The organism is Flavobacterium sp., from assembly GCF_024305175.1.
Lineage (GTDB): Bacteria > Bacteroidota > Bacteroidia > Flavobacteriales > Flavobacteriaceae > Flavobacterium.
In genome coordinates, this window is the sequence record NZ_JAMWYY010000009.1 from 22706 (window position 1) to 43930 (window position 21225).

Sequence of the window (21225 nt, forward strand, 5' to 3'; positions counted from 1 at the left end):
TTAAAAATTTAATTGTACACCGAAAGAAACGGTCTTGAGCGGGGGGACAAAACCGGGTTGCGTAAACTCGGGATCCAGCCCGAAGTATTTGGTAAAGGTCAGCAGGTTCTGCCCCTGAAGGTATAGCACAGCATCACTGGCAAAACCGTTCACCGGCAGCCTGTAACTCAGCTGTATGTTCTTCAGGCGGATAAACGAAGCATCACTCACTGCCGCTGTACTTTCCATGAAATAGCCATGCAGCTGGTTCTTTACAGGATCTGCGCCCGAGGTATAAGGCATGTAGGTTCCCGAAGGGTTTTCGGGTGACCAGACATTACCCACTTCGACTGGCTGGTTGTTCATACTGCCCGGCGTGGGCATCATACTGTTATAATTCCACTGTCTTTGTTTTACGAACTGAAAAAGGAAAGCAAGGTTCCAATTCTTATAAGACATGTTATTGGAGAAGCCGCCAAAATAGCGGACACCAACATTTTCTGTAATTGTGTTGTCATCGGGAGCGGTAATCGTCCCATCGCCATTTTGGTCGGTAAACCGGTAAAGGCCTGTCTGAGGGTCAATGCCTTCAAAGTTGTACAGCTTTACAATGGATACCGGCTGCCCGATCACATAGCGGTTGGCATAGGTCGATCCTTCCAGTCCTGGGAAAGCGACCAGTTTATTTCGGGGAATACTCAGGTTTACCGAAGTCTGCCACCTGAACGCACCCGAGCGCAATGCATCAAAAGAAGCCTCGATTTCCCAGCCCGTGTTTTCCACTGTTGCCGGCAGGTTCGCCAGTATTGTTGCAAAGCCTGTTGTACCCGGCAGCGGAATCCCGACCAGTTGGTTTCCGGAGCGGTTGCGGTACCAAGCCAGTGATACATTCAGGCGGTCCTCCCAAAGACCAAGTTCAAGAGCTGCCTCCAGCTTGGTTGTCTTTTCCCAACTGAAATCAGGGTTGTAGAGCCGCGATGGCAAAAGGCCTGTATAATTCCCGTAGAGGTTTGGGGAAACCTGATAGGTGTCCAGGTATTGATAGTCCCCGATCTGGTCGGAGCCTGTGGTGCCGTAGCTGCCCCTAAGCTTGCCATGGCTCAGCCAACGGGAACCTTCAAAGAAGCCTTCCCTTGAGAAAAGCCATGCGGCGCCGACCGCACCAAAATTCGCAAAACGGTTTTCAGGGCCAAAACGGCTCGAACCGTCCCTTCTCCCGGTAATGTTCAGGATGTATTTCTGCCTGAACTTGTAATTGACCCTTCCAAACACCGCGGCATATTTATACTCGGTACGGCTGTCCTGTGATACGACCTGCGTGGTTGCGGCAGAAAGGTTGCTAAGCAGGGCATTACTCTGAAAGCCGTACCCTTCTGCATTCAGCACATCGCTCGTGGTTTGCTGGTAGGTACTTCCGATAAGGAATTCAATATCATGATCCCCAATACCCAGATCGTACTGCAATTGCGGTTCCAGCAAGTAGGAAAACCTGTTTTGATTGCCTTTAAAAGCCATGGAATTAGCAGGTGTCAGCCCATATGCCGGGTTGTACATGGTGCTCGGCCTGAGCGACTTCTCGGAAAAAGACAGGTAGTTTAACCCACCGTTTAGTTTAACCTGTAATGCAGGCAACAGTTCATAGGACAGGTTGAGATTGGTGTTGAATCCTCTGCTTTCATAGGAGTACTTGCTTTCAAAAGCGGCTACAGGATTAGTAAAAGTATTGTCCTCCCAGTTGAGCGACCCATCCAGGCTGTACAGCTGCGGCGCATTAGGGCTAAGGTATAATGCCTGGCGGGTAAAATCATCGTTGACCACATTGTTACTTTGCGCGGCAAACAAGCCGGAGAGGTTCATGCGAAATTTGTTGTCAGCGGAGTGATGGCGTATGTTGGTAGAAAGATTACTGGTCCTGTACTTAAAATCATCTGAAAAAACAGTCGTCTGCTCGTTGTGGCTGCCACTCACTATAAACCCGGTGTTCTCGCTGCCCCCATTTATGGAGAGCTGCAATGACGAAGAATTGGCTGTCCTTCCAATGAGTTCCTTTTGCCAGTCGGTATCACGCTCCTGGCTCCATGTGCCGTTCACATCGTAAGCGTAGTCCGGGAGCGTAGTGATATTATCATTGGCAAAGGCGCTGCGCCGCATCGCCAGGTACTGGCGGGTATCCATCATCTCCATGTGCGAGGCCACGCTGCTTATGCCATAGCTTGAATTCACACTAAAGGAGGTCTTGCCTGCTTTTCCCTTTTTTGTGGTGATGAGCACCACGCCGTTTCCGCCCCTTGACCCGTAAATGGCCGTAGCATCGGCATCTTTCAGCACTTCAATGCTTTCAATATCATTGGGGTTGATAGCATTCAGGGGATTTACGGTTCCTCCCGGCAGGACGGCCCCTGCCAGTGTTGAGGCATTTTGTTCCGCAACCGGCACCCCGTCTATAATATAGAGTGGCGCGTTGCCATCTGCCCGCAGGCTGTTCGTTCCCCTTATCCTTATGGTATAGCCACCACCGGGGGTTCCCGAGTTCTGGGTAATGTTGACACCTGCCATGCGGCCCTGCACAGCGGCAAGCACATTGGTCACAGGCTGGTTTTGTATGTCCTTTGCCGTAACCCTTGCAATGCTACCGGTGCTCTCTTTTTTGGTTACATTATAATAACCGGCATTGATGGTGACCTCCTCAAGCTGCAACGCATCTTCCTCAAGGGTAATGTTTAGAGTATTCTGCGCTCCCACAACGACTTCAACGGTTTTAAAGCCCGTGAACGAAAATACCAATACATCACCGGCAGTCGCGGCAATGGCATAGTTACCCTCAGGATCAGTGGCCACCGAGCGTGTTGTCCCTTTGACGACAATTACCGCACCCGGTAAGGGACCTGAGCCATCGGAGACGGTTCCTGAAATAGTTTGCTGAAAAAAGGCTCCGGAAATTGGTGAAGCATGTGCCCGGGCTAAGGCACTGATTGGTAGGGTGGCTAAAACTAGAGAATAGAAAAGCACCCTTAGCCCTTTGTTTGCTGAAATAAATTTCATAACATTGGTTAAGATTAATGAGACATTGGGTTTTATTGGTCTATGCCTTCCGTGGGTCGCCAAACTTACACGGAGGGCTTTTTTATGAACCTGAAAAAGATACCCGGCCTTTCCCTAACCAACTCGAAAATGGGAATACCAGTACTGGCCGGGCTACTTAACTATGAAAAAACTAAACCATACGCAAAACGGATTAAAGGTTACACTACAACGTTTGCGAAGCCCGATAAAAAAAATGAAGAAACCGCTAAGAATACAAGCTGAGAGTGTAGAAGAAACTCCTAAAAAGGAGGCGTGGGTTTAAACTCAACTTACTGTTATCGGGGTACTGGCGGTACCTTACCACAAATAAGTGAGCCCACGCCATATAGAGGCGTGAGCATATGCACTTATCATCCCGTGGTAATTAAAACGCCAGTTTTCGATAACGAGATTCAAAGCGAATGCTTCAAATAGTTTCTAATGAAGTATCGCAAAATTACATCAATTGATGTAATACAATTGTCAAATGTAATAAAATAATTATTCAATACAAATTTGTATCGAATAAATTAACCCTTTTTCTGAAATTTTACTAAATGAGTAAATATGGAACTAAAGAACTTAATCTTTTAAATATCCAGATAGGTTGTGAGCTCAAGTTAGCGAGATTGAAGAAAAAAATTTCTCAAGAAGATCTCGGTTTGTCAATTGATGCCGATAAAACAAAAATTGCTCGTCTTGAGAGGAATGCTTCTAACTGGAATACTATTTATTTAGTAAGTCAGGAATTAAATGTTGACTTTCGGAGTCTGTTTACATTGAAAAGCAAAAAAGATATTTTATCTCTCATTGATGAATGTAAAAAGGAGGATTCTAAACTTACGGCTACGAAAGTCAAATATTACGAGGATTTAAAAAAAACTATTTTACGATATTAATTATTAAGAAGATGCGATAGCATCTTTTTTGTTTTAAGAAGTTACTTGCTGTAGAAAAATAGGTGTTACTACGCGTTAAAGTTATTGTTACTATCATTATGTTTGTTAAAGCTAACAATTGATAAGATAATATAGCATTTTAAAAACATGTATGAAAATAGGGTTACTGCATTTATTGATATTTTAGGATTTAGAAATATTATTTCTAAATCTATAGGCAACACAGACTTTACTAAAAAAATTTATGAAGTATTAAATAGTATGAAGGCTGATTCTATTTCTGATGAATTATTTATTGATGTGGCACCAAACATTCCTGAAGAAGAAATGGAGGATGTGTCAAAGATCGCGAAACTATTTTCAAAAGCAGTAAAATCACAATCCTCAGTCCAAGTTACCCACTTTTCTGATAGTATAGTATTGTCAATCGGTCTAGATAATGACATGAATGTTATGTCTGTACTTGAGTACATCGGAAGGCTTATGTACAGACTATGGAATGAGTTTAATATTTTAATTAGAGGCGCTATAACAATTGGTGAACTTGTCCACTTAGAAAATGGTGCGCTGTTTGGACCAGCAATGGTCAAAGCATATGATTTAGAAACAAATCTCGCCAATTATCCAAGAATAATAATCGATGATTATACAAGTAAGTGTATACTTACTAGCCCACATTATAAAAATATGACCAATTTATTTATTGATTTCAGTGCTGCTATTACTAGAAATGGTCGAGAATATACAGTAGCTAAAGGACTTGAGATAAATTTAAAGACAGTACTTGATCATCTTATAAATAGCCACTTCATATTTAATAATGCTAAAAAAATTGAAGTTGAAAATACTATACGAGATGCGATAACAAATCTTGAGCAACTGAAAAGCGAAACAGAAAAAATTGACGTCCAAGAAAAATACAACTACTTGATTAATTTTTTTTCATAAAAACATGATTTTAAACCTAAATTAATTGTAAAATTAAAAGTGGAAAAGTGGAAACCGTTGAATATGGAATTAAGGAGCTGGGTAATTAGTCATGTTCTTAGACTTGAGCAAACTTCCAGCAGCTTAATGAGAGCAATTTTAAGGATGTTTAACGAAAACAGTAAATCTCTTGGTAATCAATCAAGTGCTTTGTCATTTAAATCTAAAATTGACTTGCTTTATGATTTAGAAGAAATTGATAAAACGTACTACAATCATTTATTGAAATTGATGGAAATACGAAATCAATTCGCTCATAATCCGAATGCAACATCATTCGAAGAACTTGATAATATAAATCCAGATATTAATAAATACTTAGAGAAAAATATTCCCGAAGAGATTGTTACTGACTCTGACAGAGAGACCAAATTAAAAGCGGCCTTTAGCGAGTTGTTTAAAATGGCTGCGGGTAAACTCCTAGTACTTGAGATTGAATATACCAGGGGCATTGAAAAAGATATTCTAAAACATATAAATCATCAGATTGTAGAGAATATCGATTCAATTTGGGATAATGCCTTGACTCGACAGAAAGAAGAAAATGTATCCACACCTATTGCGTATATGCTTAGCGGGAATCCAAATCAATTAGAGCATTTCTATTCTAACTTTAAGCTTTCCATGTCGGAATTCACTGTTAAAGAACTGGAAAAGATAGGAGGTGATAATTTGAAACACATATTTAAGCAAAAAGAAACCACTGCAGAAACTGTTGAGAAGATCAATAAAAAAAAAGAGAGTGAAAAATGATAATTTTATCTTACTATTCTTAGATTAATTTTAAAAAAGATTCATGCTTAAGACCCGTAATATATTTATTGATACACAAGTATTTGTAGCTAATAATTTTTTTCAAAATAAAAACTTACACCGTTTAGCTGAGTTCGGAAACATGAGAACGGTTAATCTTTATATAACAGAGATTACGAAGAATGAAATTGAGAGTAATATTAAGGAAAATCTAACCACAGCCCAAGAGGAAATCAATAGATTTAAACAACAAATAGCAAATAAGGGCAAGATAATTAAAAATATCGAAGCTTTTAAAGCTTATCTTGATTTGCCAAAATTAGATATTAATCTTAGTTACAATCAATTATCTCACGATTTAGAAAGTTTTATAGAGAATGGTAAAGTTGTTACAATACCGTACGAATTGGCCAATATTCAAGATGTTGTTAATAAATATTTTAATCAAGAGCCTCCATTTAGTCAAGGTAAAAAGAAATATGAATTTCCTGATGCAATCGTATTATCAGCAATAGAAAATTGGTGCAAGCAACAATGTACTGAAATATATGTGATAAGTGATGATAAGGACTTTCAAGATTATATATCTCCAAAAATTATCCCCATCGCGAATCTCAAGTTAATGCTTGAGAAAATCAATAGACAATATAATACTGATGAGATTGTATGGATACACGCAGTTTATAAATATAATCACAGTAGAATTGAACAAGTTATTAAGGAAGCATTTAGTGAAAAATTAGTAGATGAGATAGGTTTTGATATTGAAATTTCTAATGTCAACATTGAAGAGATTTTTCTTCATGAGCCATCACTAGTAGAAGACACAAAATCAGCCGAATACATATTTCAGTTAGATTATGATATAATATTCACAGCCGAAATTTCTTATGATGATTATACGCATGCCAGTTACGACAGCGAAGATGATAAATATTATTTTGCTAGAAGAACTAATACCACAATAAAACTTAGTACTTCCCAAACCGCTGAAATATCAGTTGAAGCTTACTTTGAAGATGGTGAAACGGCTAGCAATACCCAAGCAGAAATAAGCTGTCTCTATACCAGCATACCAAGAGAAGATAAAATTACCGATGAGCTCGAGGGATATTTATTTCAATTTTAGTCTTTCTTCAATTTAATTTATAATACAACCTGTGCGGATAAAACACGAAATAGGCAATAGGACTTCTGTACCACGGGAATTGGTAGATGATTACTGGCATTTTTATGAAGGAAGATTTGTATACAAAGTGGGTGTAATAGCTGAGAAATATGGAATAAGTCCGCGAGAAATAAGATCTGCTGTTTCTTCGGCTTATGCTTATATTGACTTTGATATCTGCGCCGGCTGTTCGGATAAAAATGAAGAAGCTGTTGAAACCAGATGGCGGGCAAGTCAGATAATTGATAATGTGTATTATCACCATTTCTGTGGAACCTGCAGAGAAAAAGCAAAGGTTTACTGCAAAAATATGTCAGAGGAAGATAGGAAAATAGTTTGGATGAAGCTAAGCTTCAAGTATAAATTATGGACCAGACTAGATAAGGATGAGATAAACTTTTTAAAGGCTCTATATTATTTGCGGTCGTGGAATAGAATATACCATGAAATAATAAAGTTGGATTTAAACAATCATTTCAAGCTACTTTTTAAACTTGATAAAATGCACCTCATCCATTATGACAAAAATGAAGTTACCGGACAGATTAGAATTAAAATGCTTAAAGGATTGAAAGAACTAATTCAGGAGAAACATATATAGTAAATGGTTAATTAAATCCGACAGTTAAAATTAGATAGTCATGATTGAACAATTTACGCAGAAAACGCAAGAAGCCTTAAACTTTTATGTATATGCTTTAGTTGATCCCAGCGATAATAAAATATTTTATATAGGTAAAGGAAATGCAAATAGAGTTTTCGCTCATATAAATGAAGCACTAATTTCAGTACAAGCATCTGATAAACTTGAAATTATACGAAGTATAAGATTGAGTAATCTTAAAGTTCAGCATTTCATAATACGACACGGACTAGAAGAGGGCGAGGCTATTCTCTTGGAGTCAGTACTAATTGACTTTCTAACATATAAAGATTTCATAGAAGTTGCAAAAATTTCAAATATTGTATCCGGTGCTCATTCCTTCAATTTAGGTATCAGAACTGCGGATGAATGTGAAATACTTTACAATTGCGAAAAATTAAATGAGGAAGATATAAAGCACAGTATATTAGTTATTAATATAAATAAAACCTTTGACATAAAAAGGAACAAGAAGCAGAGGGATATCTATAGTCGACCAAATATATACGAAGCTACACGTGGATATTGGCGAATCAAAGAAAAGAAACTTGCAAATATAGAATATGTCTTAGCTGAATATAAAGGTATAATCAGGGCGTTATTTAAACCAGAGAGATGGTATCAAAATGTCGAGAGAAATAATCGCTGGGGCTTTGAAGGAAGTCCCGTGACAGATTCAGACATTACTGATTTATATTTGAATAAAGAAATTTCAAAAATTAAGGGGATGGCTAATCCTCTTAGGTATTTTTACCCGCAGACCTTAAGCTAGGCATTAACTTCCGCCATCTCCTTCCTGATCTTCGCACTAAAGAAGTTCGGTGAAATACCGGTTCGCGCCTTAAAAGCAGATACAAAACTTTGCGTAGTACCAAAGCCGGCTTCCTTAGCGAGTGCCTCATGGGTAAACATACGCTTGTGTTTATCGGTCTTTAGCTGCTCAATAACATAGTCTATCTTCAGGTCATTTATATATTCCGTAAAACTCTTGCCGTAACGGTGCAAAATCACATCGGATACATAATGTACATTTGTTTCCAGATACACCGCCATTGAGGCACGCGTAATGTTGGGCTCCAGGTACCGCATAGACTGTCTCCATTTCTCTAAGCGAGACAGGATTTTATCTACTGTTTCCTGCGGGATATTTAGTTCTTTAGGTGCGTCGCCAACTGGTTTACTAATAGGTTTTTTATTTTCCATCAATTCACGGAAAATTTGGTTGCGCCTGCGGTGCCTGTACAACGCCACTGCAAGTACAATGATAATTATAGCCAGGCAAACAGAACCTACAATTAATAATTTCTTATGAGCCATCTCCTGGCTGAGCTGCTTCTCAATATTCTTTTTTTCCTGCCTGAGTTCGACCGTGTCGTAGTTGACATGGATGTTGTCGTACAGTTTATCGTGGGTAACCCTTAAAATACTGTCAGCGACCAATAACCGGTCTACATAATACAATACCTGTTTCAGTTCGCCCTTATCTTTATAAAAATCAATTAATAATTCGAAGCTCTCCCTGAGATCAGGCCGGATATAATCGTAATCGATCAGTGCCTGGTCAACATGTTTTAAGTATGGTACGCTTTCCCGATGTCGCTTCAAATCCCAAAGGCTCTTGCCGATATAATAATTAGCCACTGCAACATTACCATGGTCTTTATTATCCTTTATTTCGGGTATGGATTTTTTGAGATGCTCAATGGCCGAAGCATAATTCTCCCTGAAATATTCATTTACGCCTTTCAAATGCAGGAAATACGCATTCATGCTATCATTGTTTAAGGCTGTGGCTGCCGCATTACCTTGCCGAACCATCTCAAGAGATTTTCCATAGTCGCCGGCTTTATTATATACTAAGCCTAAAGAATGCAAGGTATTCAGGTAGGCCCTGGGGTTTGTATCCTTAAAAAACTGAAGGCAGGAATTAAAGAGCTTGATAGCCTCCTCATTTTTGCCCAAGTAATACTTCACGTGGGCGATATTGTACGTGAGCTTATATTTTAAATACTCATCTTGGGATCTTTCAATATAGGGTTTAGCAATGAGATAATTCTCCAAAGCCAATTCATGCCGTTTAAGGACATAGAAAGCAATTCCTTTTGAAAGGTAGGCCGACCCTATTAATTTGTTATCACCTGATTGCTTGGCAGCATATACCATGCTGTCGGTATAAGTGATAGCCAAATTTTCATCAGCGTAATCAGCATAGTTTTTATAACCTGTTGCAATAAGTTCCCAGTCTTTCGCTGCATTAGCGTTAGAAAGGAATGCCTGCAGGTATATTTTCTGCCGGGCAGGCTGTTCTTTAGAGTTACTTATCGCGGTGAACAGATACTTAAAATCTCTCTTTTTTAAAGAGTCCTGTTCAGACGCCCCAAAGGACTGCTGGGAAGCAATGATAAAAATACAGAATGCGAGTAGAATAGATATGCGACTGATTGCCATTTCTTGAAACGGTAATTTAATTCTAAGCAATATATTTAAAACACAGCGCTAGTAAATTCTATGTAAAGTTGGGTAAATCAAAAATAGCCAATATCCCAGTTTTCACTTCTCATTTAACACATTTTAAGACTGTGAATTTTCAGAAAATCCACAGTGAGATTTCAGAATCCCCAGCCTAATGCGCTTGCCACGCCTCAGCAATGCCCATAGCTTTGTTTCGAATTCACAAGCCAAGGGTTGCCTGCAGCCCACCCAGTTTGTCATCCGGATGAATGAACTGATTAAAACGAATCAGTCACATTTAAACACGAAAAAATGAAAATTGTAAACTTGATCCCGATGGGCCTCTTATCGGTTATTCTGTTCGCATGTACAAACGAAACCGATCAACTGAATAGCATTGATAGCATTGATAATAAATCAGATACATACTTCAAAAAGCTTGGCAATAGTGCCGGTAACGGAGCGAATCCTTATGATGGTATTGGACAATCCTACAGAAATGCATTGTCACTTTATAAGGCAGGGGTTCACATACCGGGCAATTACGAAGATATCATGCTGCTTGTCCAAAACCTGTTGGGCAGCATGCCTACAATTACGGGAACGGCAACTACAACACAGCAGCAGTTATTAGCCGCGTGTATGACTACACCTGATGCTGCACTCGAACAAGTTCTGCAAAACCCTTCGCTGAGCGAGCCCGCTGTAACTATTTTATCAGATTTCTTTAATAACTACAGCCATTGGGCAAGCGAACCCTTCGGTAAAGCTTACAGCGATATTATTGCTATTGAAAACAGTACGCTAAACTCTGGCACGTTATCAGATGATGAGCAACGAATAATACTTGCAGTCACCTCCATAACCCGCTACTCACTGCACCACTCGTGTTGTGAGGACACGGACTGGGGGAAATCAGTCGGTAATATTATTGCTGCACTGGCGGGTGCACTGGAAAGTAATCAGACAGCTGTTGAATACCCACTAATTACAAGCATTGCCGGGTTGGAAAAAATACAATTGTAGTACTGTTTAAAGCCCGCGGGATACCGTCGGGCTTTATAATTCATTGCATATGGAAGATATAGCAGACAAGTTCCCGGCAGAAGTGTATTTCTTTACCGGAACAGATAATAATCCTAAAAACGATAGGGTTAACTGTAGCGGAAATTTCCTCTTTATTTTTGTCAGGTCAGGGGTTTTCAGGGCCATGATCGACGGGAATAAAATTTCCTGCACTTCTAATGAACTAGTTGTAGCATTATGCCGGCACTATTTCCAAGTGCTGAGTTACAACACAAAAATGGCCTGCTATTTTGTAAAGGTCCAATGGCAGTTTATAACTGACATAAAAATGTCCGGCCAATTTATAGAAGTGCTGGTAAGCAAGCAGAGTATTAAAATTTTGCCCGATTTGTTTGATGCGAAGGTCCTAGCGCGGATTATGAAACTGCTTCACTATTATTACCAGACTTCTACAAATCCGAACCGGTTTCCGCAGGCATCTTTTACCGCAGCGTTGAGCCTGCTGATATTTCAGGCAGCCTGGCAGCAGGATACAAATTTGGACAGTACATCGTTCAACAGGAAAGAATTGCTTACCATGCAGTTCCTGAAATTACTGATTCAAAATTACAGGGAGCAGCACAGCCCCGGATTTTATGCAAAGCAACTATTTGTGACAAGTGGCTACCTCAATAAAGCTGTGCGTGAGGTAACAGGAAAAACAGTTATAAAATGTATTACAGAGGTACTTATCAGCGAAGCAAAATATTTACTGATGAGTTCACAACATTCAGTGGAAACCATTAGCGAGCAACTGCACTTTACTTCTGCGGGGAGCTTCAGCAGGTTCTTTAAAAGGCAAACAGATACAACGCCTATGGAATATAGAAAAGAATACGGTAAATAACAGGCATGCACAGATAACAGTGCTTCATTATTGTCGGTGCACGGCTATATCAATTATTTGAGCTATGGTACGTTCAGCGATTTTTAAGGAGATACTATCAGAAATAGATACCAGGGAGCAGGAACTGTCGCTCGGCGATACATCCCTTATCCAACAGTCCGGGATTATGATCGCGTTGTTACAAGGGGTTCTTGTACGCATTAAGGAACAGGTACGCACAGCCGGATTTGCCGATGCAATGCAGGAAATTGAGTTTTTTAAGGAAGTGAAGCCTCTGGTTTTGGGTAAACTCATCTACTACAATAATGTTTATAGAATTGAAACTACCTGCCCCGTAAGGGGCGGCAAGCTATACCGTAAATATTTTGAGGGCCAGCTGAAGCTTTTAAAACAGAATAATGCCAGCCAGCTGGATATGGACTTCTACAGGTATTACCGTTCGGGCAGGACAGATAAAGATGCTGACTATTTTTTGCGGGAGCAGGTACATTATACTACCGTTTTAGACAGCTTCTACTTTGAGATGGACAGCCAGTATTCCACCTATTATGACCATCTGGTCGCAAGGTTTATAGCCCAGGACCATACCTACATTTATCTTTTGTCAAGGATTGATCCTGAAACGCCGGTTAACTTCGGTTTACTGGATATTCCGGAGGACCTGCAATGGACAGGCACTAAAAATGCCCTTATAGAACTCATTTACGCCCTATATATTTCCGGGGTACTATCCCATGGTAAGATAGGCATCCGAAAGCTGAGCCTGATTTTTCAAAGCCTTTTTAAAATATCGCTGGGCGATATCCATCACGCCTTTCACCGCATGAAAGACCGCTCCGGCAAGCGGACGTTATTTATTGACCAATTACGGGACTCCCTGGAAGACTATATGGACAAGGACCTTTAGAGAAGTGAAGCAGCCGATGGGCTGTTTTTTTTTATGATCTACAGCAACCATAAAAAAAATATTCTGCCCATTGGCACACCTTGGCGGATAAAGTTTACTGTAATGACAAACTTGTGGCTAGTTTAATTCTAAATCGTATTATCATGAACATCGACAGAAATGAATTTCATGCCTGGATGGAACGTGTTATGCAACGCTTTGACTTGCTGGCCGAGAAAATCCTACAGGTGGAACAGCGCCATACAGCTATTGATGGCGAAGAACTATTGGATAACCAGGACGTACTGCAGATGCTAAAGATCAGCTCACGTTCCCTTCAACGCTACCGTTCCGGCGGCAGGCTACCCTATTACACCATTAGCGGAAAACTTTATTACAAGCTTTCTGATGTGCATCAATTTATCCGCGACAGTTTCCAAAAAAGGCTACCGGGATTACAAGCCAGGGAGTGACAAGCCCTGCTTCAGGCTTCCCACGCACATTTGCAAATTCCTAAAGGCATAGCTTTAAAATGCAAAATCGGCAGCTATGGAAGACAATCAACAAATACCGGGACATCCTGATGAACTGAATGAGATGCTGCTTGTACTGGACAAGAAGCAAAATAAAATGCGGGCTGTAACACAGCTAACGAAGAACGGCGAGGTAAAAGCAGCGGACATAAACCATAAGAATCAACCTGATTTTCTACGGATTGAACGCCACGGTGACTTTTTCTCCAACTTCTTCGGCAACTTCACGCGGCAACTCAAGGAACCAACGCGATTTGATTTTTTCCGCGTACCCTTCTCCCTCGGATTAGAAATTGGCCGCGAACTGCAGGGTTACCTCAATGACCTGGGGGCAGATGCGCAGCAACTGCTTTCAAAATATGCTATCAATTCCGAATATCAACATAAAAATCATACTACAATGGAAACAACAGAAGAATACAAATTTAAGCCCGAACAAGTAAATTGGGAATCCCTGAATAATTTAGGACTAAGCAGGGAACGCCTGGAAAAGATGAACCTGATAGAACCCCTGCTTAAAGGGTTTAAGACCAACGACCTGGTGCCGTTAACACTCACCATGGGTAATGCTGTGGCGAAACTGGATGCCAGGCTTTCGCTTCAGACCAACGATGCCGGACAGGTAGTCGTTGCCATGCACGGGATACGCAAGGAACCGAATTTGAACTATCCCTTCTTTGGACATGAATTTTCGAAAGAAGATAAAGAGAATTTGCTTAAAACAGGAAATATGGGCAGGGTCGTAGACCTGTACAACCAAAAGACAAGCGAATTTGTGCCGTCAGTAATAAGTGTTGACCGCAAAACCAACGAACTTGTTGCTTTCAAGGCAGAGTGGATGCAGATACCTGATGAGATTAAGGGCATCAAACTGGATGAGCAGCAAAAACAGGCATTGCAGGAAGGTAAGCCGCTTTATCTTGAGGGGATGACCTCCAAGAATGGAGATCCCTTTGACGCCACAGTGCAGTTTAATGCCGACAAACGTTATGTCGAATTTATATTTGACCGCAACCAGGGCCAAAACCAGTCCCAAGGCAAAACCTATGATGAAGCACCGAGGGAATTCAGGGGCAAAGAACTGACCGAGGAACAATACAGTAAGTTCAAAGAAGGAATGACTGTATATATCACAGGGCTAATCGACAAGAATGATAAGGAGTACCAAGGGTACATCACCTACAACAGCGAAAGCGGGAAAGTTGGCTTTTCCTTTAATAACCCATCCAAATCCAAAGAGGAGGCCCTGCCAGAGACTAGCCCGCAAACATCGCAAGCAACTGCTGAAAGTAAAATGAGCCAGGATCGTAATCCTACAAAGGAAGACGATAAAAAACAGCAAAAAGAAAATATCGCTGACAAACAGCAGGATAAGGAAGATGCCCCTGCGAAAAAGAGAGGCAGGAAGATATAAAACATAAATGAAACATCATGATTACAGTACTTGCAGAAAAACCGAGCGTGGCCCGTAAACTGGCTGCACTGTTAAACGCTACGGAAAAAAAAGAAGGTTTTTTTCAGGGAAGCGGCTATTATGTGACCTGGGCCCTGGGGCACCTTGTGACTTTGGCACTGCCAGAAGATTATGGCCTGAGCGGTTTCCAAAAAGATAACCTCCCTATAATCCCTTCACCCTTTATACTCACCCCGCGAAAAGGATCAGGAAATGAACGGCTGCTGCCCGATAAAAGGATCGTAAAGCAACTGATTACTATTGGGGAGCTGTTCAGAAAAAGCGAAAGCCTTATCGCTGCGACGGATGCCGGCCGCGAAGGAGAACTCATCTTCCGCTACATATACGAGTACCTGAATTGCAGGAAACCTTTTAAAAGGCTTTGGGTCAGCTCACTGACCGAAAGGGCCCTCAGAGCGAGTTTTGCCAATTTATTGCCGGGAGAAGAGTTTGAAACCCTGTATCTCGCTGCCAGGGCACGCAGCCGCGCCGACTGGCTGGTTGGAATTAATGCTTCACAGGCGCTTAGTATCGCAGCAGGTACAGGAGTTTACTCCCTTGGCCGTGTGCAAACGCCTACCCTGGGGCTGGTCTGCAAAAGATTTTTTGAACACCGCGACCATAAACCCGCGATATACTGGCAGCTTCAGCTTTTACATACCAAGTCGTTTATAGAGTTCAGGAGCAATGGTGCACTACATTTCGATACGCAGCAGAAAGCCGAAGATGTTTTAAAATCAGTACAGCGCCATAGCCATGCCACAGTATCCGCTGTACTATCGGAAACTGTCCATGAACCCGCGCCCTTATTGTTCGACCTGACAGCGCTGCAAAAGGAAGCCAACCGGAAATATGGGTTAACAGCATCCGAGACTCTTGAAATTGCACAAAGCTTATACGAAAAGCAATTTATTACCTATCCGCGCACCGGCAGTAAATACGTTACGCAAGATGTATGGGAAGGAATACCTAGGCTAATAAGAAGCCTTCAACACGACCCCGAGCTTGGCAAGCATCTTACCACGATAAAATTTGGAAGGCTTAACAGGCACATTGTCAACGAAGGCAAGGTTACCGACCACCATGGGCTGCTTATTACGGAAAAGCTACCATCTGCCTTGTCGGTAAAAGAGGATATAATCTACAAAATGATAGCCCTGCGATTACTGGAATCAGTTTCTGAAGCCTGTACTAAAGAAGTCAGCCGTATTACATTGCAGGTGCTGCATTATGATTTCGGCCTGACCGCTTCCGAAGTAACTGAGCCGGGTTGGCGGTCCATACAGAACACCTTTGACGAAGATACTAACGAGGAAAGAAATGTACCGGAGTTAAAGGAAGGTGACCGGGTAACTATCACATCCAGCACCATAAAGCAAAAACAGCATGCCGGGCCACAGCTGTATACAGAAGCCAGCCTTTTATCCGCAATGGAATATATCATTTCCGAAAACTGCACCGCAGCGTCAAAGCAGGATTTAAAGCAGGTTGGCCTGGGGACGCCCGCCACAAGGGCTTCGATTATTGAAGGACTGCTGGAGCGGCAATATATAGCACGCAAGGGTAAAGCACTTATCCCAACCTCAAAAGGACTTGCTGTATATGATATCGTGGCAAATATGCCTATAGGCTCAGCAGCCATGACAGCAGAATGGGAAATCGCACTGGCAGGTATTGAACAGGGTACATTCTCCAGCGAAAAGTTCCAATCTGAAATTGAGGCTTATACCAAAAGCATCACTGAGGAATTATTAAAAGCTCCTGTTAAAAAAGAAGCTGTCCCGGAACTGCTATGCCCTAAGTGTGGAGAGCACCACCTGCATATTTCCGACAAAGTGGTAAAGTGCCCCGCTGAGCAATGTGGCTGGCTTCAGTTTAGAAAAGTCTGCGGTACGATACTACCCACTGCAGAAATTGAAAATCTGGTCAAGAACAGCACCACAAATGTACTTAAGGGAATGGTCAGTAAATCCGGCAAAAAATTTAACGCACGGTTAATTTTGGACGATGAGCACCAAGTTGCTTTCGCTTTTGAAAAATAATATATTACTAAACGGGGCTTGTGATTGCAAGCCCCGTTTAGCCTTTAGGCTTAAGGTGTTCCAATTCAGGGTCATTTTTAATACGTTCCAGTTCACTGTAAACAATGTTTACAATGTCAAGCTTTACCTGCCTGTAATTGTCCTCCACCTCCCTCTTAAGTATATCATTTCCTTTGTTATCAGTAAAATTTCTAATGCTTGGAATCTTCTTATAATTTTTCTCCTCTTCTGCAACCTTTTTCGTATCAACCACGATCTCTGCATGGAAGATCTTCTGTTTAATGCGTTCATCAAAATTGTCCGATACCGCACCTACAAACATACCCTGCGTCAGGGTAGAAATTTTAGAGGCAGGGATAAGGCTATCGAGTTGTGTGGATATAGAAGTGGATTTGTCACTCCGGTTGATGGTCATGCTCTGGCGTTTCTGCAGCACCTTACCGAAGCGCTCTGAAAGGCTCTTGGCGGTTTCACCAACAACCTGGCCGCTAAAGATATTCCCAACGGTATTTTGTATCACTTTACTCTCCTTATCCCCGTAATCCCTTGTAAGCTGCGAGTAATCCTGAAAGCCGAGGCATACGGCAACTTTATTACTACGCGCGGTCGCAATTAGGTTGTCCAGCCCGCGGAAATAAATGGTAGGCAGCTCATCAATTATAACCGAACTTTTCAATTGCCCTTTTTTATTTATCAACTTCACGATACGGGAATTGTAAAGTCCAAGGGCGGCAGAATATATGTTCTGGCGGTCGGGGTTATTGCCTACACAAAGTATTTTTGGTTCCTTAGGATTGTTAATGTCCAGGGAAAAATCATCACCGGCCATCACCCAGTAGAGCTGCGGGGAAATCATCCTTGATAGCGGTATTTTAGCCGAGGCGATCTGCCCCTGTAACTGATCCTGTGCGCCGCCCTGCCAGGCATCCATAAAAGGTGACAGGTAATTTTCAAGGTTGGGATAAGAAGTCAATATTGTAAAAACATCCGCATATTTTTGATTCAGCAGCTCTATAGCGTGTGGAAAAGTGCAATATTTACCGTTATCATAAATCTTTAAAAACCAAATGATGGCAGCCAAAAGAATAATTGGTGATTCTACAAAGAAGTCGCCCTGCTTTTGTATCCAGCTGCGGTTCAGGTTCAGCATAATGGTGTAAGCCGATTCATAGGCGTCAGAGATGTCCGTCATAAAATCAGGATTGATGGGATTGCAGCGGTGGCTGCGGCGCGGGTCGTCAAAGTTGATAACATAGAATTTAGGCTTGACTGTATATTTGTCAGCATGCCTTAGCAGGTGGTTATAGGCTATAGTGGAAAGATCGTCAAACTTAAAATCATAGATGTACATGGAAAAGCCTTTTTCGATGTGTTGCCTTATGTAATTGTTAACCACTGCGAAGGACTTACCCGAACCGGGCGTGCCCAATACTATAGTTGCCCTAAAGGGGTTGACAATGTTGATCCAGCCATTATTCCATTTTTTGTTGTAGTAGAATTTGGTTGGCAGATTGACGGAATACTCATTTTCCATAAGCCGGGTTTCCTGTTGAAAACTTTCGTTCTCGGTATTGAAAACGTCTGCCATCAAGCTGTTTCTCAAAAGCCTTGACAACCAGACTCCCCCGACCATCAGGCAAATGTAACCGGTCGCGACAATTGCCATGTATGCCGTTACAGCCCACCCGTTACCCAAAGAAAGCATCCACCCACTACAGAAGAAAAACAAAAAGCCTATCGCTAATACCGAATTGATCTTGGCCCAGGTTACCTTTTCGTTTTTGACCCCTTTTGTACCAAGGCAGCTTAACGCTAAAAGTACTATTGTAAAAATCTTCGTATACAGCCCATAGGAGAAAAATCCCGCCGTACGCTGGAAATTCGATAGTATCTTATTAACAAGGTTTAATGTCCAGCCTTTATCTAAGAACCAGCCATAGCAATACCAGTAAAAGTGCATCAGCAAAATAAGAATGCTGACCGCCCTCATAAACGCCATTATTTTGGCAAGCGCCCTGATGTCATCTTCTCCCTGCATGTTCCAACTTTTTTAATTCAAGGGATTGAACTTAAAAACTTTAAAGTTGGGTAAAGTTATGACCGTAGTGTATGGCTCTCAGATGCACTAGTTGGCTTTTTGCAACGCTAATAGAAATAGGCAGGCTTCATAATCAACAATTATTTTCCTTTTAAATCAAGAAATTACTCGGCTGTAATTGGACTGATTCGACTTTCTATACTTTAAAATATTGGATTAACAGTTTGGAGCTTGGCGCAGTGAAGGATTTCGGGACACAATACTATCAATACACCACAAGAGTTGATGCGAGGTAAAACTTTTAAATCGTACTAAAGAAGGGAAGCCTACAACACTTCTTTGAATAAATTAAACACTTATAAATTTAATTATTTTACGATTAATACTTTTTGTTTTCGTTCCGCTAATATGACGCAAAACTGATGTTAGCGCGGTTTTATTGTTCGTTCCATTTTTTTGGTAATTTTTCTCCAAAGCTTTCATATCGTTTATTCGCATTTAAAATAATTACATTTTCCTTTGTCCGTGTCAATGCTGTATAAACAATTGCGTCAAGTTTAGTATTGCTTTCAGGTGCTTTTGACGGTATAAACAAAACAATATTCAAGAGTTCCCAGCCCTTAAAGCTATGGATTGTTGACATTTTAAGTCTGCTGTCACCCATCCAAAATGCTTTTTTATGTGGGTGATAACTAGTTTCTGTGTCTTCTTCAAATACGTGATTCACTTCAATGTTTTTTTCTTTGAATAAATCAACTGCCAACTTCCCCAATTTATGATTTGGCAATAGTAAAACAATGTCAGAGGGGCTGTAACCTTCTTTCTTTAAACGCAGAAATGAATGGAATATAAAATCTTTCCAATCATCCTCGGTGATATTTAGCCACACAATGTGATGAGAATGTAGTAAAACAGGATTATCTTCTATCTTGCCAACTTTTAACTCTTGGTTTAAGGCAAAGACTTCACTAAACTCGTTTGACATCACTGCTACTTTTTTAGGAAGTCTGAAAGTTACTGTCAAGTCAATGTAAGGTTCTTTAAATTTTTCAAGACCTGCTTTGGTTACACGTTTGTCAAGCCAATCTAATTCTCGTTCAAAAATGTTTTGTCGTTTGTCGCAAACAATTAAAACTTCATCTCGGCTACTTAAAAAATACTTGTCAAGCATTGAATACCATTCGTAATGGTAATCTTGTCCTTCATCAATTAGAATTGCATCATATTTTTGTTGTTGTTTTCCTTGCACTGCATTTATGACTGCATTCGGAACAACTGATTTAAAAAACTCTTCAGTTGAAATGCCGTCTGATTTTGGCCACTTTTGGTCAAATTCATTTAACCTGTCTTTACAAAAGCCGTGAAAATGGGTAAAGGTAAATTGTCCCCAACTAAATGCAAAAGGCGAACGTGCAATCATATCTTTGACATAGTGCCAAAGAGTTATATTGAATGAGATTATTAAAACATTATAACCTTGCGAGGCAAGTTTTCCAGCCCTATATGCAAGAGCTTGGGTCTTACCACTTCCTGCAACACCACGAACACGGAAATGTCCGCTTTTAGGTTCAGCAACTTTAACTTGGTTGCCACGCAATTTTAAAACTGTTCCTTGCTCAATGCTGTGGAAAGGTGGAATAAGCCAAAATAAAATATCTTCATTCCATTCCTTATTCCAGTACTTACTATTTGTTATGTGGACATCGGGGACAATTTCTTTTAAACGATTTTCTGACAAGCTATCATAGCCAAAAAATGGAAAGTATTTAAAGTCTTTGATTTTCGCTCCAATTTTTTCTTGGCAAACTTCTGTCTGTGCCTTGTGAAAATAGACCCCTGTTTTAATTAAGCCGAAGTTTTTTTCATTTTTGTCAATTGACTCACCAATGTGTGGAACTAATTGTCCGATCAGTCTTTCTTTGTAATGTTCAACTTGGTCAATTGGGCTTTTAATTGGGTATGAACCACGTCCGTCATTTACAAAAAGTCCTTCCCCTTTTCTCCATTCGTAGTGGTCCAAGTTCCAATCTTTTACTTCATAAATAACAAGGCCAACTTGTGGGTTAAAAATTATAATGTCAGGTCTTGTCCCGTTTAAAAAAGGCTGAGCAAATATTAACCACCCTTTGTAATCCTTAAGATTTTTTAGTCCTGGTGCTGGTTTCCAATTTGGGTCTTTTGGTAAGTTGTCATCAAAGAATTTTATCAATGACTTTTCTCCAACAGCCAACGGATTATTCTGTTCTTCTAATTGTTGCCAAGTTGGATAAAGTCTATTTTCCATTGATGCTGTGTCGTTATAAAATGCCTGCTAATTAGCAAATAACCTCAAATATATACAACTTTTGTGAATGAAAACATCCTGAAAAACAATATTTTGATTACCTCAAAAAAAGAGGATCTGTGATATTAATTTAC

Annotated in this window: 17 protein-coding genes; 13 read left to right on the top strand and 4 right to left on the bottom strand. The window is 40.7% G+C overall.

The annotated features are described in order from the left end of the window. Complete coding sequence (locus Q0K96_RS03650; RefSeq protein WP_297332650.1) at positions 1-3021, bottom strand: TonB-dependent receptor; 3021 nt, start codon at positions 3019-3021, stop codon at positions 1-3. A gap of 84 nt (positions 3022-3105) precedes the next feature. Between Q0K96_RS03650 and Q0K96_RS03655 the strand changes: the two genes are divergently transcribed. From Q0K96_RS03655 to Q0K96_RS03685, 7 genes are all read left to right on the top strand, one after another. Then, positions 3106-3285, top strand: a complete 180-nt coding sequence (locus tag Q0K96_RS03655) for a hypothetical protein (RefSeq protein WP_297332651.1) — start codon at positions 3106-3108, stop codon at positions 3283-3285. Between the two features lie 314 nt (positions 3286-3599). After that, complete coding sequence (locus tag Q0K96_RS03660; RefSeq protein WP_297332652.1) at positions 3600-3941, top strand: XRE family transcriptional regulator; 342 nt, start codon at positions 3600-3602, stop codon at positions 3939-3941. A 147-nt stretch (positions 3942-4088) separates the two neighbouring features. After that, positions 4089-4889, top strand: coding sequence for a hypothetical protein (locus Q0K96_RS03665; RefSeq protein WP_297332653.1), 801 nt, complete (start codon positions 4089-4091; stop codon positions 4887-4889). 63 nt (positions 4890-4952) lie between these two features. Then, the gene (locus Q0K96_RS03670; RefSeq protein ID WP_297332654.1) at positions 4953-5681 is read left to right on the top strand and encodes a hypothetical protein; all 729 of its coding nucleotides are present in this window, start codon (positions 4953-4955) and stop codon (positions 5679-5681) included. Positions 5682-5724: 43 nt separating this feature from the next. After that, positions 5725-6810, top strand: coding sequence for a PIN domain-containing protein (locus tag Q0K96_RS03675; protein ID WP_297332655.1), 1086 nt, complete (start codon positions 5725-5727; stop codon positions 6808-6810). A gap of 79 nt (positions 6811-6889) precedes the next feature. Then, positions 6890-7450 carry a hypothetical protein gene (locus tag Q0K96_RS03680; RefSeq protein WP_297332656.1) on the top strand — a complete coding sequence of 187 codons (561 nt, stop codon included), beginning with the start codon at positions 6890-6892 and terminating at the stop codon, positions 7448-7450. Between the two features lie 40 nt (positions 7451-7490). Continuing rightward, a complete protein-coding gene (locus tag Q0K96_RS03685; RefSeq protein WP_297332657.1) occupies positions 7491-8264 on the top strand; it encodes an excinuclease ABC in 774 nt (257 codons plus the stop codon). On the opposite strand, the gene Q0K96_RS03690 is transcribed toward Q0K96_RS03685, so the two are convergent. Next, the gene (locus tag Q0K96_RS03690; protein ID WP_297332658.1) at positions 8261-9940 is read right to left on the bottom strand and encodes an AraC family transcriptional regulator; all 1680 of its coding nucleotides are present in this window, start codon (positions 9938-9940) and stop codon (positions 8261-8263) included. The two genes, Q0K96_RS03685 and Q0K96_RS03690, sit on opposite strands and share 4 nt — an antisense overlap. Positions 9941-10279: 339 nt before the next feature. Here Q0K96_RS03690 and Q0K96_RS03695 point away from each other — a divergent pair, with 339 nt between their 5' ends. The 6 genes from Q0K96_RS03695 (at position 10280) to Q0K96_RS03720 (ending at position 16769) form a co-directional block, all read left to right on the top strand. Next, a complete protein-coding gene (locus tag Q0K96_RS03695) occupies positions 10280-10969 on the top strand; it encodes a hypothetical protein (RefSeq protein WP_297332659.1) in 690 nt (229 codons plus the stop codon). A gap of 49 nt (positions 10970-11018) precedes the next feature. Further along, complete coding sequence (locus Q0K96_RS03700) at positions 11019-11855, top strand: AraC family transcriptional regulator (protein ID WP_297332660.1); 837 nt, start codon at positions 11019-11021, stop codon at positions 11853-11855. Positions 11856-11919: 64 nt separating this feature from the next. Continuing rightward, a complete protein-coding gene (locus tag Q0K96_RS03705) occupies positions 11920-12762 on the top strand; it encodes an RteC domain-containing protein (RefSeq protein WP_297332661.1) in 843 nt (280 codons plus the stop codon). Positions 12763-12905: 143 nt separating this feature from the next. Next, positions 12906-13214 carry a helix-turn-helix domain-containing protein gene (locus tag Q0K96_RS03710; protein WP_159801729.1) on the top strand — a complete coding sequence of 103 codons (309 nt, stop codon included), beginning with the start codon at positions 12906-12908 and terminating at the stop codon, positions 13212-13214. Between the two features lie 460 nt (positions 13215-13674). Continuing rightward, the gene (locus tag Q0K96_RS03715; RefSeq protein ID WP_363317231.1) at positions 13675-14688 is read left to right on the top strand and encodes a DUF3945 domain-containing protein; all 1014 of its coding nucleotides are present in this window, start codon (positions 13675-13677) and stop codon (positions 14686-14688) included. Positions 14689-14705: 17 nt separating this feature from the next. Then, entirely contained in the window at positions 14706-16769 is a 2064-nt protein-coding gene (locus tag Q0K96_RS03720; RefSeq protein ID WP_297332663.1) for a type IA DNA topoisomerase, read from the top strand. Between the two features lie 37 nt (positions 16770-16806). Here Q0K96_RS03720 and mobC read toward each other — a convergent pair whose 3' ends face one another. Continuing rightward, positions 16807-18807 (bottom strand): conjugal transfer protein MobC, encoded by a 2001-nt coding sequence (gene mobC, locus Q0K96_RS03725; protein WP_297332664.1) that lies wholly within the window; start codon positions 18805-18807, stop codon positions 16807-16809. Between the two features lie 436 nt (positions 18808-19243). Further along, a complete protein-coding gene (locus tag Q0K96_RS03730) occupies positions 19244-21091 on the bottom strand; it encodes an NERD domain-containing protein (protein WP_297332665.1) in 1848 nt (615 codons plus the stop codon). Positions 21092-21225: the final 134 nt, after the last annotated feature.

Coding starts and splice junctions, on each gene's coding strand:
- Q0K96_RS03650 (WP_297332650.1), bottom strand. CDS start 3,021: ATGAAATTTATTTCAGCAAACAAAGGGCTAAGGGTGCTTTTCTATTCT.
- Q0K96_RS03655 (WP_297332651.1), top strand. CDS start 3,106: ATGAACCTGAAAAAGATACCCGGCCTTTCCCTAACCAACTCGAAAATG.
- Q0K96_RS03660 (WP_297332652.1), top strand. CDS start 3,600: ATGAGTAAATATGGAACTAAAGAACTTAATCTTTTAAATATCCAGATA.
- Q0K96_RS03665 (WP_297332653.1), top strand. CDS start 4,089: ATGTATGAAAATAGGGTTACTGCATTTATTGATATTTTAGGATTTAGA.
- Q0K96_RS03670 (WP_297332654.1), top strand. CDS start 4,953: ATGGAATTAAGGAGCTGGGTAATTAGTCATGTTCTTAGACTTGAGCAA.
- Q0K96_RS03675 (WP_297332655.1), top strand. CDS start 5,725: ATGCTTAAGACCCGTAATATATTTATTGATACACAAGTATTTGTAGCT.
- Q0K96_RS03685 (WP_297332657.1), top strand. CDS start 7,491: ATGATTGAACAATTTACGCAGAAAACGCAAGAAGCCTTAAACTTTTAT.
- Q0K96_RS03690 (WP_297332658.1), bottom strand. CDS start 9,940: ATGGCAATCAGTCGCATATCTATTCTACTCGCATTCTGTATTTTTATC.
- Q0K96_RS03695 (WP_297332659.1), top strand. CDS start 10,280: ATGGGCCTCTTATCGGTTATTCTGTTCGCATGTACAAACGAAACCGAT.
- Q0K96_RS03700 (WP_297332660.1), top strand. CDS start 11,019: ATGGAAGATATAGCAGACAAGTTCCCGGCAGAAGTGTATTTCTTTACC.
- Q0K96_RS03705 (WP_297332661.1), top strand. CDS start 11,920: ATGGTACGTTCAGCGATTTTTAAGGAGATACTATCAGAAATAGATACC.
- Q0K96_RS03710 (WP_159801729.1), top strand. CDS start 12,906: ATGAACATCGACAGAAATGAATTTCATGCCTGGATGGAACGTGTTATG.
- Q0K96_RS03715 (WP_363317231.1), top strand. CDS start 13,675: ATGGAAACAACAGAAGAATACAAATTTAAGCCCGAACAAGTAAATTGG.
- Q0K96_RS03720 (WP_297332663.1), top strand. CDS start 14,706: ATGATTACAGTACTTGCAGAAAAACCGAGCGTGGCCCGTAAACTGGCT.
- mobC (WP_297332664.1), bottom strand. CDS start 18,807: ATGCAGGGAGAAGATGACATCAGGGCGCTTGCCAAAATAATGGCGTTT.
- Q0K96_RS03730 (WP_297332665.1), bottom strand. CDS start 21,091: ATGGAAAATAGACTTTATCCAACTTGGCAACAATTAGAAGAACAGAAT.